The sequence below is a fragment of the Amycolatopsis sp. lyj-112 genome (genome assembly GCF_046549055.1).
Classification (GTDB): domain Bacteria; phylum Actinomycetota; class Actinomycetes; order Mycobacteriales; family Pseudonocardiaceae; genus Amycolatopsis.
The window spans coordinates 26,668-42,424 of record NZ_JAJPWS010000009.1; the positions used below are offsets into that span (position 1 = coordinate 26,668).

General features: G+C 67.5%; 16 protein-coding genes. 5 read left to right on the forward strand and 11 right to left on the reverse strand.

Annotation, left to right across the window (positions count from 1 at the left end):
- The first annotated feature begins 79 nt into the window (after positions 1 to 79).
- Positions 80 to 1,081, forward strand: coding sequence for an Acg family FMN-binding oxidoreductase (locus tag ACLJRL_RS26980; RefSeq protein WP_410659089.1), 1,002 nt, complete (start codon positions 80 to 82; stop codon positions 1,079 to 1,081).
- A gap of 16 nt (positions 1,082 to 1,097) precedes the next feature.
- Here ACLJRL_RS26980 and ACLJRL_RS26985 read toward each other — a convergent pair whose 3' ends face one another.
- Positions 1,098 to 1,730, reverse strand: a complete 633-nt coding sequence (locus ACLJRL_RS26985; RefSeq protein WP_410659090.1) for a response regulator — start codon at positions 1,728 to 1,730, stop codon at positions 1,098 to 1,100.
- A gap of 189 nt (positions 1,731 to 1,919) precedes the next feature.
- Between ACLJRL_RS26985 and ACLJRL_RS26990 the strand changes: the two genes are divergently transcribed.
- Together ACLJRL_RS26990 and ACLJRL_RS26995 are read left to right on the forward strand one after the other, a co-directional pair.
- Entirely contained in the window at positions 1,920 to 2,225 is a 306-nt protein-coding gene (locus tag ACLJRL_RS26990) for an ANTAR domain-containing protein (RefSeq protein WP_410659091.1), read from the forward strand.
- A gap of 101 nt (positions 2,226 to 2,326) precedes the next feature.
- Positions 2,327 to 2,701 carry a response regulator transcription factor gene (locus tag ACLJRL_RS26995; RefSeq protein ID WP_410659348.1) on the forward strand — a complete coding sequence of 125 codons (375 nt, stop codon included), beginning with the start codon at positions 2,327 to 2,329 and terminating at the stop codon, positions 2,699 to 2,701.
- Between the two features lie 22 nt (positions 2,702 to 2,723).
- Here ACLJRL_RS26995 and ACLJRL_RS27000 read toward each other — a convergent pair whose 3' ends face one another.
- From ACLJRL_RS27000 to ACLJRL_RS27010, 3 genes are read right to left on the reverse strand one after another with little or no spacing between them, the layout of a single operon-like run.
- The gene (locus tag ACLJRL_RS27000; RefSeq protein WP_410659092.1) at positions 2,724 to 7,238 is read right to left on the reverse strand and encodes a HAMP domain-containing protein; all 4,515 of its coding nucleotides are present in this window, start codon (positions 7,236 to 7,238) and stop codon (positions 2,724 to 2,726) included.
- A 46-nt stretch (positions 7,239 to 7,284) separates the two neighbouring features.
- Entirely contained in the window at positions 7,285 to 8,361 is a 1,077-nt protein-coding gene (locus ACLJRL_RS27005) for a PAS domain-containing sensor histidine kinase (RefSeq protein WP_410659093.1), read from the reverse strand.
- Between the two features lie 32 nt (positions 8,362 to 8,393).
- Positions 8,394 to 9,077 (reverse strand): response regulator, encoded by a 684-nt coding sequence (locus ACLJRL_RS27010; protein WP_410659094.1) that lies wholly within the window; start codon positions 9,075 to 9,077, stop codon positions 8,394 to 8,396.
- Positions 9,078 to 9,459: 382 nt separating this feature from the next.
- On the opposite strand from ACLJRL_RS27010, the gene ACLJRL_RS27015 reads away from it, so the two are divergent.
- On the forward strand, positions 9,460 to 9,636 hold the full coding sequence (locus ACLJRL_RS27015) for a hypothetical protein (protein WP_410659095.1): 177 nt from the start codon (positions 9,460 to 9,462) through the stop codon (positions 9,634 to 9,636).
- 15 nt (positions 9,637 to 9,651) lie between these two features.
- On the opposite strand, the gene pspAB is transcribed toward ACLJRL_RS27015, so the two are convergent.
- The 7 genes from pspAB to ACLJRL_RS27050 all read right to left on the reverse strand — a co-directional run bounded on the left by pspAB (position 9,652) and on the right by ACLJRL_RS27050 (position 15,154).
- Entirely contained in the window at positions 9,652 to 10,221 is a 570-nt protein-coding gene (gene pspAB / locus ACLJRL_RS27020; RefSeq protein ID WP_410659096.1) for a PspA-associated protein PspAB, read from the reverse strand.
- Between the two features lie 134 nt (positions 10,222 to 10,355).
- Positions 10,356 to 11,072, reverse strand: coding sequence for a GAF and ANTAR domain-containing protein (locus ACLJRL_RS27025; protein ID WP_410659097.1), 717 nt, complete (start codon positions 11,070 to 11,072; stop codon positions 10,356 to 10,358).
- A 138-nt stretch (positions 11,073 to 11,210) separates the two neighbouring features.
- The gene (locus ACLJRL_RS27030; RefSeq protein ID WP_410659098.1) at positions 11,211 to 12,071 is read right to left on the reverse strand and encodes a spermidine synthase; all 861 of its coding nucleotides are present in this window, start codon (positions 12,069 to 12,071) and stop codon (positions 11,211 to 11,213) included.
- Positions 12,072 to 12,443, reverse strand: coding sequence for an adenosylmethionine decarboxylase (gene speD / locus ACLJRL_RS27035; protein WP_410659099.1), 372 nt, complete (start codon positions 12,441 to 12,443; stop codon positions 12,072 to 12,074).
- Positions 12,433 to 13,581 carry a type III PLP-dependent enzyme gene (locus tag ACLJRL_RS27040; RefSeq protein ID WP_410659100.1) on the reverse strand — a complete coding sequence of 383 codons (1,149 nt, stop codon included), beginning with the start codon at positions 13,579 to 13,581 and terminating at the stop codon, positions 12,433 to 12,435. The genes speD and ACLJRL_RS27040 overlap by 11 nt, the downstream gene beginning before the upstream one ends.
- A 45-nt stretch (positions 13,582 to 13,626) precedes the next feature.
- A complete protein-coding gene (locus tag ACLJRL_RS27045; RefSeq protein WP_410659101.1) occupies positions 13,627 to 13,815 on the reverse strand; it encodes a hypothetical protein in 189 nt (62 codons plus the stop codon).
- A gap of 154 nt (positions 13,816 to 13,969) precedes the next feature.
- Positions 13,970 to 15,154, reverse strand: coding sequence for an MFS transporter (locus ACLJRL_RS27050; RefSeq protein ID WP_410659102.1), 1,185 nt, complete (start codon positions 15,152 to 15,154; stop codon positions 13,970 to 13,972).
- 93 nt (positions 15,155 to 15,247) lie between these two features.
- Here ACLJRL_RS27050 and ACLJRL_RS27055 point away from each other — a divergent pair, with 93 nt between their 5' ends.
- On the forward strand, positions 15,248 to 15,751 hold the full coding sequence (locus tag ACLJRL_RS27055; RefSeq protein WP_410659103.1) for an Lrp/AsnC family transcriptional regulator: 504 nt from the start codon (positions 15,248 to 15,250) through the stop codon (positions 15,749 to 15,751).
- Positions 15,752 to 15,757 lie beyond the last annotated feature (6 nt).

The following is a 15,757-nucleotide window of genomic DNA, read 5'->3' on the forward strand; positions in this document are numbered from 1 at the left end:
CTTTCGGCACCGCACCGCAGGCGGCACCGTCTCACTGAGACACCGGATATTTGCCCGTGGCGCAGCGACGGGGGAAACCATGACCTTACAAGTCACCAGGGTCGGCCGATTGAACTCCGATCAGGTGAATTCCGTGCTCCGGTCGGCCATGCTGGCGCCCTCGACACAGAACACCCAACCTTGGCTTTTCCGGTGTACTTCAACCGGGATCGAACTCCACGCCGATCCTCGGCGTATTCTAGCGGCCACGGATCCGGACGGACGGGAACTCGTCATCTCGTGCGGCGCGGCCTTGTTCACCCTGAGGACGGCGATTCACGCACTGGGTATCCACCCCGCGACGACGCTGATGCCGAGCCGCGCCGATCCGGACCTGCTGGCCGTGGTCCGTCCGCTGGCCGAACGCTCCCCCGATCCGCGGATCGCCCGGCTCGCCCGCGCCATTCCCCGGCGCCGCACCAACCGGCGCCCCTTCCTGCCCGCCGCGATCCCTCGCTCGACGCTCTCCCTGCTCCGCCACGCCACCGAACTCGAGAACGCCTGGATGCCGAGCCTCGACGCCGAGCAGTGCCGTCTTCTACGCGACCTCACCACTCGTGCGCATCTGGCCCAGCTCGCCGCTCCCGGTTTCCTCGCCGAACTCGGCCGCTGGACGGAATTGAGCGCCGAAACGCGCGATGGTGTGCCGTCCTATGCGACCGACGGATCCTTCGCCGACGAAAGCTGGGTCCTCAAGGATTTCAGCACTGCGGAGTTCGGCACTGAGGACTTCGGCGCTCGGGATTTCGAGCCGCGGCCGCTGGTGGTGGCGATCGGTTCGTTCTCCGACGAACGCCTCGACCGGCTGCAGGTCGGCCAAGCACTGCAACGGGTCCTGCTCAGCGCGACCAGCGCGGGGCTCGACACCTCCTACGTCTCACCACCGGTCAGGGTCGCCTCGGCCCGCGCCGAACTCCGCGCTCTACTCGGCTGCGGAGTGTGGCCTCAGATTCTGCTTCGCGTCGGCTACGGCTCGCCGCTGCCCTGGACACCGCGCCGGCCACTCGAAGACGTCCTGCTCGACACGCTCGTTTCCGCTTGAGTCTTCAAGAACCGGCTCAGGACCGGCGCAGTTCGGTGGCCAGCACGGCCGCCTGAGTGCGCCGCTGCATCCCGAGTTTCGTCAGCAGCCGGGACACGTAGTTCTTGACCGTCTTCTCGGCCAGGAACATGCGTTCGGCGATCTGCCGGTTGGTCAGGCCCTCGCCGATCAGTTCCAGCAGCGTGCGCTCTTGCTCGGAAAGCCCGGCCAGTGGCCCCTTCTTCACCGCGTCGTCGCGGAACTTCGCCATCAGGGTCGCGGCGGCGCGCGCGTCCAGCAGGGACCGGCCGCTGCCGACCTCCTTGACCGCGGCGACCAGGTCCATCCCGCGGATGTCCTTGATGACGTAGCCGCTCGCGCCGGCCATGATCGCGTCCAGCATCGCCTGTTCGTCGGTGTAGGACGTCAGCATGAGACATTTCAGCTCGGGCAGTTTCGACCTGAGTTCCCGCGCGAGCTCGACGCCGTTACCGTCGGGGAGCCGGACGTCGAGTACCGCGACATCCGGCCTGAGCGCCGGAATCCTCGCCAGCGCCTGCGAAAAGGTGGCCGCTTGACCGACCACGTTCAGGGCGGCGTCCTCCTCGAGCATGTCCGCCACCCCCCGACGGACGACCTCGTGATCGTCGACCAGAAACACCCGGAGCATTCCGACCTCCACGGTTTCCCTCCTCGGCAAAGAGCGTACGGTGAACGGCCGGTCACTGCGACCGGCCAAAGGGCCCTGTTTACCGCCCGTTCGAGTGCCGGTCGGCAGTGCGAACAGGGTCATTTGCATCAATCGAGTCAGGACGTTCTGTTCTTCCCGGATCAGCCGCCCCGCTGCGACGATCACCCCATGTCCGAGACCACGATTTCACCGGCACCCACGTCCGGTACCCCAGATGCGGCCGACGAGCTCGTGGCCATGCGCAACCGCGTCCGTTTCTACCGGGCGCGCTCCGAGCAACTGCAGTACGCCCTCGACCACCGGCTGCCCATCGAACAGGCGAAGGGAGTCCTCGCCGAGCGCTACCAGATCGACATCGATTCCGCGTTCGAGCTCCTACGCTCGTTCTGCCGTAACAACAACATGAAGATCCACGACGTAGCAAGGACACTCGTCGAGCAGCCGAGCGAAGGCGCCCAACGAGTCTCTTGCTGAGTCACGCCATGTTCGGCGGGGGGCCCGCGACCACCACCGGCGTCGCCGAGAGCGCGGGCACGGACTGGGTCATGGACCGAACGTCGCCCCCCAGACTTCGGGTGCTCGTCGCAGACGACAACCCGGTCATCGGCGATGCCCTGCGTGCGCTGCTGGAGTCCGAACCCGACATCGACGTGGTGGCCATCGCGATGAACGCCGGTGAAGCGGTCGCGCTCGCGGAGTTGCTGGTCCCGGAGGTGGCCGTCCTGGACGTCCGGATCCCCGGCGGGGGCGGCGCCTGGATGGCCAGGGAGATCCGCCGTCGCGCTCCCGGCATCCGGCTGATGGCGTTCTCGGCGCACAGCGATACCCGGTCCATCGCCCAGATGGCCTCCGCCGGTGTCACCGAGTACCTCATCAAGGGCAGCCCGAACACCGAGATCGTCGCCGCCATCCGCCGCCTGTGCGCGAACAGCGCCAACGGAACGGAATAGGCCGCCCTGACCCGGATCCGGGTCATTCCGCAAGCCAGCGTTCCATACAGGCCAGCAGTTCCGCCGCGTTCACGGGCTTCGTGACGTAGTCGCTCGCGCCCGCGGCGAGGCTCTTCTCCCGGTCTCCTTCCATGGCCTTGGCGGTCACCGTGATGATCGGGAGCCCGGCGAACTTCGGCATCTCGCGGATCGCCGCGGTCGTCGCGTAGCCGTCCATCTCGGGCATCATCACGTCCATCAGGATCAGGTCGATGTCGTCGTCGGCCAGCAGTTCCTCGATCCCCTTGCGGCCGTTGGGCGCGTGCACGACGGAAAGCCCGTACAGTTCGAGCATTCCGGCGATCGCGAACACGTTGCGCGCGTCGTCGTCGACGAGAAGGACCTTGCGGCCCTCCAGCCGTCGCGGCTCGGCGAGCCGGTCGTCGACCGTCGCCGTCACCTCCAGGGTCAGCTCGGGCTCGGGCTGGTGCATCAGCGGCAGGATGCCTTCCAGCTCACTGGCCGAAATGTGCAGCATGATGCGTTCCCGCAACATGTCCAGTGACGGCAGCAGTTCGACGGGGTGCACCCTCGCGTGTCCCTGCAGCAGCCGGTCCTGCGCGGCGCTGAGCTTGCGGCTCGCGTGCGCCAGCACCGGAACTTCGACGTTGTCCGGTCCTTCGACGAGGCGTTTGAGGAACGTCAGCGCGCTGGTACCGGGAATGCTGGTGTCGAGCACGACACAGAGATAGTCGTTGCGCTTCAGTTCTTCGAACGCGTCGGACGGGTTGGCCATGGCACGCACGTGAACCGACCCGTGGCTGTCCGCGATGTCGGCGGCGACACCACGGGCGAGCAGTGTCAGCAGGCTGTTCTGCTCGCTTTCCACGACCAGCACGCGCCGCGCCCCGTCCGTTCCGAAGTCGTCCACAATGGACTCCCCCGGTACCACGGCAGCGGTGAAGCGGGCCACCGGAAGGTAAAGCGTGAACGTGCTGCCGGTACCGAGAACGCTGTCCGCCCGGATCTCGCCACCGAGCAGGTACGCGACCTCGCGGCTGATCGACAGGCCGAGCCCGGTCCCGCCGTACTTGCGGCTGGTCGTGCCGTCCGCCTGCTGGAACGCGCCGAAGATCGAATCCAGGTTCTCCTCGGCGATCCCGATCCCGGTGTCGATCACGCTGAACGCGACGAGGGACTCTTGCGGGGAACCGCTTGCCGTCGAAACGAGAGTGTCGACCAGTTTCACCCGCAACTCCACGCTGCCGTCTTCGGTGAACTTCACCGCGTTCGACAACAGGTTCCGCAACACCTGGCGCAGCCGCTGCTCGTCGGTGAACAGCAGTTCCGGCACGTTCGGCTCCACCGCGACCTGGAAGTCCAGTCCCTTCTCGGCGGTCAGCGGCCGGAACGTCGTGCCCACATAGTCGAGCAGCTGGCGCAGCGGGAACGGCTCGTGGTGGATGTCCATCTTGCCGGCCTCGACCTTCGACAGGTCGAGGATGTCGTTGATCAGCTGGAGCAGATCGGTGCCCGCGGACTGGATCACCTTGGCGAACTCGACCTGCTTCGGCGTCAGGTTCTGGGTCGAGTTCTGCGACAGCACCCCGGCCAGGATCAGCAGGCTGGTCAACGGCGTCCGCAGTTCGTGCGACATGTTGGCGAGGAATTCGGACTTGTACTTCGACGCCAGCGCGAGCTGCTGCGCACGTTCTTCGATCTCCTGGCGCGCCTGCTCGATCTCGAAGTTCTTCACCTCGATGTCGCGGTTCTGGCGCGCCAGCAGCTCCGCCTTCTCCTCCAGTTCCGCGTTGGACACCTGCAGTTTCGCCTGCTGCGCCTGGAGTTCCTCCGAGCGGGCCTGCAGTTCCTCGGCCAGCCGCTGCGATTCTTCGAGCAGCGAGTCGGTCCGCGAGTTGGCGATGATGGTGTTGACGTTGACGCCGATGGTCTCCATCAGTTGTTCGAGGAAATCCTTGCGGACGGCGGTGAATTCGCCGAACGACGCCAGTTCGATCACGCCGAGAACCTGGTCCTCGAAGAGGATCGGCAGCACGATCAGGTTCACCGGCGGGGCGGAGCCGAGGCTGGAAGAGATCTTCACGAAGCCCGGCGGCGTCCGGTCGACGACGATCGGTTTCTTGGTCTGCGCCGTCTGCCCGATGAGCGACTGGCCCATCGCGAACTCCGTCGGCACGTCCGTGGCCTCGCTGTGCCCGTAGCTGGTGATCAACCGCAGCCGGGCGCCGCTTTCCCCGATCTCGGTGAGGAAGAACGTCCCGTGCTGCGCGCCGACCAGCGGGGTCAGCTCGTTCATGATGAGCGCGGCCACCACCCGCAGGTCCCGGTGCCCCTGCATGAGCCCGGAGATCCGGGCCAGGTTGGAGTTGAGCCAGTCCTGTTCCTCGTTGGCCCGCGTCGTCTCCCGCAGCGACTGGACCATCGCGTTGATGTTGTCCTTCAGCTCGGCCACTTCGCCCTGCGCCTCGACGGAGATCGACCGGGTGAGGTCACCGGTCGCCACCGCGCTGGTGACTTCGGCGATCGCCCGCACTTGCCGCGTCAGGTTCCCCGCGAGTTCGTTGACGTTCTCGGTGAGCCGTTTCCACGTGCCGGAAACGCCGCCCACCTCGGCCTGGCCGCCGAGCCGCCCTTCGCTGCCGACCTCGCGCGCGACACGGGTGACCTCGGCGGCGAACGCGGACAGCTGATCCACCATCGTGTTGATCGTGGTCTTGAGCTCCAGGATCTCGCCTCGCGCGTCGACGTCGATCTTGCGGGACAGGTCGCCCTGCGCCACCGCGGTGGTCACCTGGGCGATGTTGCGGACCTGCCCGGTGAGGTTGTTCGCCATCGAGTTGACGTTGTCGGTGAGGTCCTTCCAGGTGCCGGCGACGTTCGGCACGCGCGCCTGGCCGCCGAGGATGCCTTCGGTGCCGACCTCGCGCGCCACGCGGGTGACCTCGTCCGCGAACGCCGAGAGCGTGTCGACCATCGTGTTGATCGTCTGCGCCAGGGCGGCGACCTCACCCTTGGCCTCGACGGTGATCTTCTGGGACAGGTCGCCGCGGGCGACCGCGGTCGCGACCTGGGCGATGGAGCGGACCTGGTCGGTGAGGTTGTCGGCCATCACGTTCACCGACTCCGTCAAACCCTTCCACGTCCCCGACACCCCCTTGACATCCGCCTGACCACCCAACCGGCCCTCCGTACCGACCTCACGGGCGACACGGGTGACCTCGTCGGCGAACGACGACAGCTGGCCGACCATGGTGTTGATGGTGTCCTTGAGTTCCAGGATCTCGCCCCGCGCGTCGACCCGGATCTTCTGCGACAGGTCACCCTTCGCGACCGCGGTGGTGACCTCGGCGATGGAGCGGACCTGATCGGTGAGGTTGTCGGCCATCACGTTCACCGACTCCGTCAAACCCTTCCACGTCCCCGACACCCCCTTGACATCCGCCTGACCACCCAACCGGCCCTCCGTGCCCACCTCACGGGCGACACGGGTGACCTCGTCGGCGAACGACGACAGCTGATCCACCATCGTGTTGATCGTGTTCTTCAGCTCCAGGATCTCGCCCCGCGCGTCCACCGTGATCTTCTGCGACAGGTCACCCTTCGCCACCGCCGTCGCGACCTGGGCGATGGACCGGACCTGCGCGGTGAGGTTGCCCGCCATGAAGTTCACCGACGTCGTCAGATCCCGCCAGGTCCCCGCCACCCCGGGTACCTGCGCCTGGCCGCCGAGCGCTCCTTCGGTACCGACTTCGCGGGCGACACGGGTGACCTCGTCGGCGAACGACGACAGCTGATCCACCATCGTGTTGATCGTGTTCTTCAGCTCCAGGATCTCGCCCCGCGCATCGACCGTGATCTTCTGCGACAGGTCACCCTTCGCGACCGCGGTGGTGACCTCGGCGATCGAACGGACCTGATCGGTCAGGTTGCCCGCCATGAAGTTCACCGACGTCGTCAGATCCCGCCAGGTCCCCGCCACCCCGGGCACTTCCGCCTGACCGCCCAGCCGCCCTTCGCTGCCCACCTCGCGGGCGACACGGGTGACCTCGTCGGCGAACGACGACAGCTGATCCACCATCGTGTTGATCGTGTTCTTCAGCTCCAGCATCTCGCCTTTGACGTCGACGGTGATCTTCTGGGACAGATCGCCCTTCGCCACCGCCGTCGCGACCTCGGCGATGTCGCGGACCTGGCCGGTCAGGTTGCCCGCCATCGCGTTCACCGAATCGGTGAGGTCCTTCCAGGTGCCCGAAACCGACGGCACCGCGGCCTGGCCGCCGAGCTTGCCGTCCGTCCCCACCTCGCGCGCGACCCGGGTGACCTCGGAGGTGAACAGCGCCAGCTGGTCGACCATCCCGTTGAACACCACCGCCATCTCGTCCATCAGAACGTCGTCGACCTGAGGCAGTCGCGTACTGAAATCGCCGTCACGAACGGCTTTCAGCCCTTCCAGCAGCCGCTGGAGACCCTCGTCGTTGAGCGCTCCACCCGCTCTTACCGCGTCACGCTGAACACGCATGTTCCCCGGTTCCGGCATCGCGGTGTCTCCTTCGTTCAGGGTTCCCCAGGTCCGGGGGGAACCGTCATCGCCGATGCGCCCCAGGACCTGCCAACGGGAGCCAGAAGTCCACCGACGTGCCTTCACCCGGCTTGCTCGAAATCCTGAACCACCCCTGAGCGCCCTCCGCGCGCTCCCGCATCGAGGCCATTCCGATGTGCTCGCCCGAAACCATGTCGTAGGAGCCGGCGGCGCCGGGCTTCATTCCGTTGCCGTCATCGGCCACTTTCACCAGCACGCCGCCATCCCGCTGGGTGAGGGAAACGGCGACGCTGCCGGCGTTCGCGTGCTTGCGCACGTTCACCAAGGCTTCCTGGGTGATCCTGAAGGCGGTGACGACCATTTCCGGCGGGGGCTGGGCGGTGAGGTCATGGTTCAGCCGGCAATCCAGTCCCCAGCCCGCGACGACGTCGTCGAGATACTCGCGGAGCGACGCGACGAGATCCTCGTCGTTCAGTGCCGGCGGCCTCAGCTGGGCGACCAGGATCCGCAGCCGTCGGATGGCCCCTTGAATGGCGTCGTCGAGTTGCGTCAAAGCGGAATCGCGCCGTTGTGCGGCGATCATCTGCAACCGCATGCTCACCGCGATCATCGACTGAATGGAATCGTCGTGAACATCCCACGCGATACGGCGACGTTCCGTTTCCTGTGCCCGAACCAAATGGGCGAACGCCTGTTGCCGACCGCTTTTCTCTTCCTCCGTTCTCCGGCGTTCGGTGAGGTCACGGGTCACCTTGCCGAAACCGACGAGTACTCCCTGCTCATCGCGCAAGGCGGTGAGCACGGTGTTGGCCCAGAACCGTTCCCCACCGCGGCGGACACGCCAGCCCTCGTCCTCGTGGCTCCCCATCTCCGCCGCGATGAGCAGTTCCGTCGCGGGCTTCCCGTCGGCGAGGTCCTCCTCGGTGTAGAACGCGGAGAAATTACGGCCGATGATCTGCTCCTCGGAATAGCCCTTGATCCGTTCCGCACCCGGGTTCCAGCTGATCACATTGCCGTCCAAGTCCAGCATGAAAATGGCATAGTCGACGACACTGTGCACGAACAACTCGAAGAGCACAGCACTGCGATCCGGCGCCGATTCCGATGGCAGCTTGGCCATAGTGCAGCTTGGCACTCCGGCACACCTCGGCGCTACGGCCGTTCGAGGAGGCCGTTTTTCCGCGCGTGCGCGATGGCCTCGACCTTCGAATGGGTCCCGGTCTTGGCCAGGATCCGCTGCACGTGATTCCGCACGGTGTTCCGCGCGAGCCGCAGTTCCCCGGCGATCCGGTCGGTGCCCGCGCCGTCGGCGATCAGGCCGAGCACCTGTCGCTCCCGCAGGGTCAGTACCGGAATGGCGCCGCCGGGATTCCCGGCCAGCATGGCCAGCGCGCCGCTGAGCAGCTCCGGTTCGATGACGATGTCGCCGGCGGCGACGCCGCGGATCGCGGTGACGAGTTCGTCCAGGAGACCCGATTTCAGCAGCAGCCCGGCCCCGCCGACCTCGAGGATCCTGGCCGCGATGGCACTGTTCGCGTCGCCGGTCAGCACGAGGACCCGGCTCGTCGGCGACACGTCGCGCAGTTTGGTGATCGCCTCGATCCCGTCGCCGTCGGGCAGGCGCCGGTCGAGCAGCACGATGTCGGGCACGTGTTCTTCCGCCGCGGCCAGGCCCTCCGCGAGGGAGTCCACCGAAGCCACGAGATCGATCTCGGCGAACTCCTCGAAGGCGGCGCCGAGCGCCTCGGCCACCATCTTGTGGTCCTCGACGAGCAGCACACGGATCGGGGACACCGCCGCCGGGGCCTCGGGCTGCGGGAAGATCGGGTTCGGCATGCACCTTCTCCGGAATCGTTGTCGCACCGGGAACCATTGTCGGGCAGAAGAGCGGAAATCAAACCTGTCCGCTGGTGTATTCACCCTCGTGCCGATTCCGCACCAGCGCGCCGACAGCGTGCCCCTCCGGAACGGCACGGGCACAGGGCATGAAGTCCTTTTCCGAACAAGAGACGGGGAATCCCGGCGGCGATTATCCCACCGCTTGTCGCCGCCCGACCGTTTCGACGCCAACCCGTGACACGCCGTACACATCCGGCGACCGAGTGAGGTCTTTGTGCCCTCCAGGGCACAACCTTCGGCGGTGACCGGAGGACCCCGCGATGCCGCATCGTCGGAGAGGGCAATTGCCGACCGGCGTACGGGAAAGGGTGACCGGGACGTGACCACGAGGATCTGCGAGACCCACCACCGTTCCAGCTTGATCGTCGAAGCGCACCCGCGCGGTTCGCTGAAGGGAGCAGCCGCGCAGGCGGACCGGTACCGGTTCCCGCGCTGGAGCATGCGGGACCGGCGGGTCCAGCGACTGCGCGGCTGGCTCAGCGGCGCGCCCGGCTGAGCGGGCGGGCAAGCCTCACACCGGGTGCCAGCGGCCGATGTCGGCCTCCATCGGCACGATCCGGGTCAGCGACGAGCGGACCTTCAGTTCCGTCGCCCGGTCCCGGCCGCGGGTGCCGCGCGGCGCGAACGGGTAGAAGGTGCCGCGTTCCCGGCGGTAGACCATGTGCAGCTTCGGATGGCGCATGTCCCGCACCTCCGCGAAGCTGACCGTCGAGTGCATCAGCCAGGACGTGAACCCGGCCTGCGCCAGCCGGTCGTTGACGTCGACGAGGTCGTCGAGCAGCCAGCCCAGATCCCCGTTCTCTCGCCAGCAGCGCACGATCGTCTGCCCGTGCGCGTCGTGGATCACCACGTTGCGACGGGTGGAGTCCCCGGCGAGGCCGGCGATGATCTCGGCTTCGGTCCCCGCTCCAGGACGGCCGTCGGCGAAGAAGCACACCGTGCCCACCCCGGTCGGCACCAGCCCGTAGCCCGACCTCAGCGACAACGCGGCAGACCTCAGGTCGAGCAGCGGCAGCAGACTCGGCCGTACCGAACGGTTCCTCCCCAGCAGACTTCCCAGCAGCGCCATGGCTTCACGCATCCTCTCTCTGCGTGAAGCCTTTCCGAAAACGCACGCCGGCCCTAGGGCGCACGGTCACGCCTTCCGCGGGACAAGTCCCGGGTTCAGGTGACCTCCTACCCTACCGGCAACTGCCGGTCACCTTTCGGCAGTTGTCATCTTCGGCGGGGACGGAGGAACTCCTCGGTGTCCAGCGACCCATCGACGACTCCATGGGCCACGTCGGCGAGCTTCCGGTTCGAGCCGCGCGCGAAGGCCCGCATACGCTGGAAAGCCGTGGTGACACCGACACCGCCGCGTTCGGCCAGCACACCCTTCGCCTGTTCGATGATGACCCGGCTGTCCAGCGCCGTCTGCAACTGTTCCGACAGCGTCCGGTAGTGGCGCAACTCCCGTTGCTGGAACAGGCACAAGGTCGCGACGTCGGCCAGCGCCTGCCCGAGCCGTTGGTCCTCCCGGCTCAAGACAGCGGATCCGGTGCTCAGAAACGTGACCGCACCAACGGTTTCGTCGACAGCGCGCATCGGAAGCGCGGAAACCGAGACATATCCCAATCCAGCCATTCGGTCGACATAACCGGGCCAACGGGCCGCCGCGGCGGAAAGGTCCCCGATAGCGATCCCCCGGCCGGTTTCGAAAGATTCGAGCGCGGGACCTTCCTCCGTCACGGCCGGATACCGCTCGAGCCGCAGGCCGGGCAAGAACACTTCCATCGAATCGATCGGCAACAGCCGGACGCATTCGCCGGCCAAAGCGTCCACCACCCGGTCCGGCCCGGAGTCTTCCGTCACACTGGCGGTCAGGGTGGCGAACGCCGCACAGACGGCGAGCTCCCTGCCGAACTCGGTGACAAGTTCCGTCTCCCTCCCCATGGACAGCCTCACCGGCCCCGAACGGCTACTCGCGGTTCCGGGAATTGCCTTGTGCGCCAGATATTCACTTGAGCGATTCTGGTCCGCACGGACGCAGCGGGCAACGTCCAGATGGACGATCCTTTACAAATCAACCCGTCATGGCCGTCGCAGGGAAATCGGCGGGACGGTGTTCGCGCGCAGCGCCTCTTCGTCCACAGTGGACTGACCGAACCCCGCCTTGCCGATCTTCTCCGCGACGAGCGCCCCCGGATCATCGGACGGTTCGGCCCTGCCGCTCAAGAACGCCCACTCGTGCTCGTCCGAACCGTAGTAGAGGACGGCCCCGAACGACTCGGTGAACCTGCGCCACGAGGCGCTCAGCGTCTGGTTTCGCCACAGCGTCGGGCAGCCGGCCTGACAGCCGACCACTCCCCCGTCGGTGAGCAGTGCCGCGCACCGGGAGAGGAAGTCGTTGCCATACAGCCGGTTGTGCTGGGCCTCCGGATCGTCGTTCTCGTCCGGCAGGTCGATGACGACCACGTCGTAGGTTTCGCCACGCTCCCGCGCCTCGGCGAGGAACTCCCAGCCGTCGCGGTAGTGGACGCGGATCTTCCCGTCCCCTCGCTCGGCAAGGGCCAGGTCGTCGAGCGTGTACCCGTACGGAAGGTGCTCGGCACACGCCCGCACGGCTTCCGCGTCGATGTCGACGTGGTCGACCACCGAGGCGCCCGCGGCGACCGCGAGTTCGGAGGCGACGCCCTCGCTGGAGCCGATGATCAGCACCCGTTCGACCCGCTCGGCCAGCAGCAGAGAGGGAATCATCAGCGCCTCGTGGTAGACGAGCTGGCTGAGCTCGGTGCTCTGCCGTTCGTCGTCGCAGAAGAGGGAGATCCCTTGCGCGGTCCGTCCGATGAGGACGTTCTGGAACGCGGTCCGCCCCTCGAACAGCACCTCATCGACGTCCCAGACCCGGCTGAGCCCGGCTCCCATCGGTTCGACGATTTTTCGCTGTGCCATTCAGCCTTCTCCTCGTTCCACAGTGGACATCCGGACGGTGCCGGCACCCAGCATCTTCGCCAGCAGCGTCACGGCCCGCTCCGGGTCCGCGCGATCACCGCAGGTGAACACGTCGACGAACACCGAGCCGATCTCGGGATAGGTGTGCACGGACGCGTGCGACTCGGCCAGCAGCGCGAGCACCGTGACCCCTTGCGGTGCGAAGGAATGCGACACGACCTCGCAGACCGTCGCCCCCGCTTCGGTCACCGCCTTGGCGAGCGTGTCCTTGAGGAGAACGGGATCGTCGAGCAGCGCGGGCTCGATCCCTTCGAACTCGGCGAGCACGTGGCGACCGGCGAACCGGCCGACGAGCGGTATTTCAGCCGTCATCGGCGAACCTCCCGACACAATAGGTACGCAACGGTTCGATTCCGTTGAAGGCGATCGAGGAATAGCTCGCGGTGTAGGCACCGGTGCCCGGAATGTCCAGCCGGTCGCCCGCCCTCAAGGACAAGGGCAACGCGCACGGCGTCCGCTGGTAGAGCACGTCGTCACCATCGCAGGTCGGCCCCGCGAGGACCACCGGCCCTTCCGGACCCTTAACGCCGACGGGCTCGAGCCGATACGCGACAGCTTCGTTCTCGCACTCCGCCATACCGTTGTACCTGCCGACGTCCAGATAGACCCAGCGGCGTTCGTCGGCGGCCGCCCGGGTGGTCACCAGCACGACCTCGGTCCGGATCAGCCCGGCGTCGGCGACGATCACACGGCCCGGTTCGAGCATCAGTTCCGGACGGGGGCCGGGCAGATGCGTTTCGAGGGCGGCCTCGATCGCCGCCGCGTAGGCCGCCAGCGAAGGCACGGTTTCCCGGTGCTCGGTGGCGAATCCACCGCCGATGTTGAGCCGCTCACACGTGATGCCGGCGTCCGCGGCCACCTTGGCCGCGGTCGCGATCCCGATCTCCCAGGCGGCCGGATCCGGCTGCTGCGAACCGACATGGAAGGCGATCCCCGGCCGCAGACCGCATTCCACGACCTGGCGGAGCAGCGCGGCGGCCACCGACGGCTCGCAGCCGAACTTGTGGCCGAACGGGGTGACCGAGTCCGGGCCCTCGAGGAGCAGCCGGACCGACACCAGCGAACCGGGTGCGTGCTCGGCGAGATTCGCCAGATCCCCGGCTGAGTCGGTGGTGAATTCACGAACGCCGCGCGCGTAGGCGTGGGCGATGTCCGCGGGTTTCTTGATCGTGTTGCCGTAGGCCAGTTCCGGCGCCGCCGCGTCCCGGGACAGGCACAGTTCGATCTCGGCCGTGCCCGCCACGTCGAATCCCGCCCCCGCCGACAGCACCGCGTCGAGGACCTCGGGGACGGGATTCGCCTTGACCGCGTAACGGATCACCGCGTCCGGGAAGGCCGCCGAGACCGCGGCGGCCCGCTCCGCGACGAGGTCGGTGTCCACGACCAGGCACGGCGTCGGCGGCTCACGATCCGCCAGGAACGCGCGGAGCCGGTCCAAGCTTTCAGTCACGCGTCCCAGAGTGTCAAAGACCGATCACCGGAGGGGCACCCGGGGTCACGCGCGGGCGTCACCCGAGGCCTGTTCCGGCAGGTCGACCCCGTGTTCGGCGGCCAACCGCTCCAGGTTGGCCAGATCGGCGCCGACGGCCGAGGCGCGATCGTCGTCCGAGTCCTGCCTGGCATGCCGGACGTCTTCCCTCGCCTGCCGTACCCGGTCCCGCAGATTCACCGCGAACTCGCTCATCGTGCACCCCCGATCTCCCGCATCTTGTCTGTCTTCACCCTAGGACCCTTCGAATTCGTCGCCGACGTGATCTGCGTCATCGCGGGGCACGTTCGTAGCCGGCTCGGCGATGACGGAATGAAGCAGTATGACGGCCGTGCGGGCGTTTCGCAGATCAGCGGAGGCCGGCTTTTTCAGCGGTGCCTGGCACGACGGCGCGGCGGCCGAGCACCACGAGCGGGGCCAGCGCGCACACCCCGGCCGCCACGGCCACCAGCGCATACCCGCCGAGGCCGAACAACTGGCCGGCGAACAGGCTCGCCGCCGCCGACGTACCCCAGACGAACGCGTCGACCGTGCCCTGCGCCCTGGTCCGCTGATCCGCCGGCAGATCGCGGCTGAGCATGCTGCTGCCGCCGACGAACACCAGATTCCAGCCATAACCCAGCAGGAACAACGCGATCGGGATGCCCACGTGGTGCGAGGTCGGTGCGCCGAACGTGGTGACCGCCGCGACGGTGAGCGTGCCGATCCCGCAGAAGATGGTCGCGCGCCCGCCCCAGCGGTCGGCGATCCAGCCGGACAACGGTGCCAGCGCGAACATCCCGATCAAATGCGCGCTCAGCACCCAGCCGACGACGTCGAGCCCCTGGCCGTGCTGGTGCAACTGGACCGGGGTCATCGTCATCACCGCGACCATGGCGAGTTGCGCGCCCGCCATCGCCACCAACGGGCCGAGGATCAGCGGGTTGCGCATGGACATCCGCTCACGGCGAGGCGACTTCTCCACGGGCGCGGCGAGAGCGCGCGGGAGAGCGGCGACGGCGATCACCGCGATGGCCACGACGATCGCCCCGGCCAAGAGGGGCCCGGACAACGCGGGAAGCGACGCGGCCTCGGCACGTGCCGCCGCCGGCGCGATGAGAGCCGGGCCGGCCACCGCGCCGACGGTGCCCGCCCAGACCATTGTGGACAGTGCGAAACCCTTGCGGTGCTCGGGAGACAGATCGGCGGCGGTGTAGCGCGAGAGCTGTGCCCCGCTGTTCCCGAAGCCGATCAACGGCATTCCCGCCACCAGCGCGAGCACCGATCCGCCGAGAACCCCGGCGAACGCGATCAACGCGCCCACCACCGCGGCGGTGTACATCATGACCAGGACGAGCCGCCTGCCGTACCGGGCGGCGAGTGTCCCCGAAGCGAGCGCGCCGGCGGCGGAACCGAGTACCAGCGCGGCGTTCGGCAGCCCGCTCCACGCGGGACCGGTGTGCTCGACCACGATCAGGGCCGCCGTGGTGGACAGGCCGACGACCGCGGTGCTGAGGCAGGCGACACCCGTGAAGAGCGCGAACATCGGTTTCATGATTCAAATCTAGGGAATCCGGGTGCCCGTGCGAATAGGCTGGCGAAGGCCTCGCGGGGGTGCGGGGCGCATCATGAAAGGAATCCGGGTGCGATGACCTTACGATCGGAAAGGCCCCTGGACGACCTCGACTGGCGGCTCGTGGAGACCCTGCAGGGCGACGGCCGGCTTTCGTTCAAGGAACTGGGGCGCCGCGTCAACCTCTCCGCCCCCGCCGTCGCCGAACGGGTCCGGCGGCTGGAGGAGACGGGCGTGATCACCGGCTACCGCGCCCAGGTCGACGCGCGCCGCACCGGCTACGACCTGCAGGCGTTCGTCGAGATGCGCTGCGCGCTGGGCAGCTGCCTGCTGCGCACCAGCAAGTCCGAGGACTATCCCGAGGTCGTCGAACTGCACCGGCTCAGCGGCGACCGCTGCACGATGCTGAAGGTACGCGCGGTGTCGCTCGAACACCTCGAAGGCCTCTTCGAGCGGCTGGGCAAGCATGGCGAGCTGCGCTCCTCGGTGGTGCTGTCGACGCAGTTCGAGGGCAGGCCGGTCGGGCCGCCGGTCGAGAACTACCTGAAGGCGACGAAGAGCGAAGGCTGGAGCGTCTGAACCCGG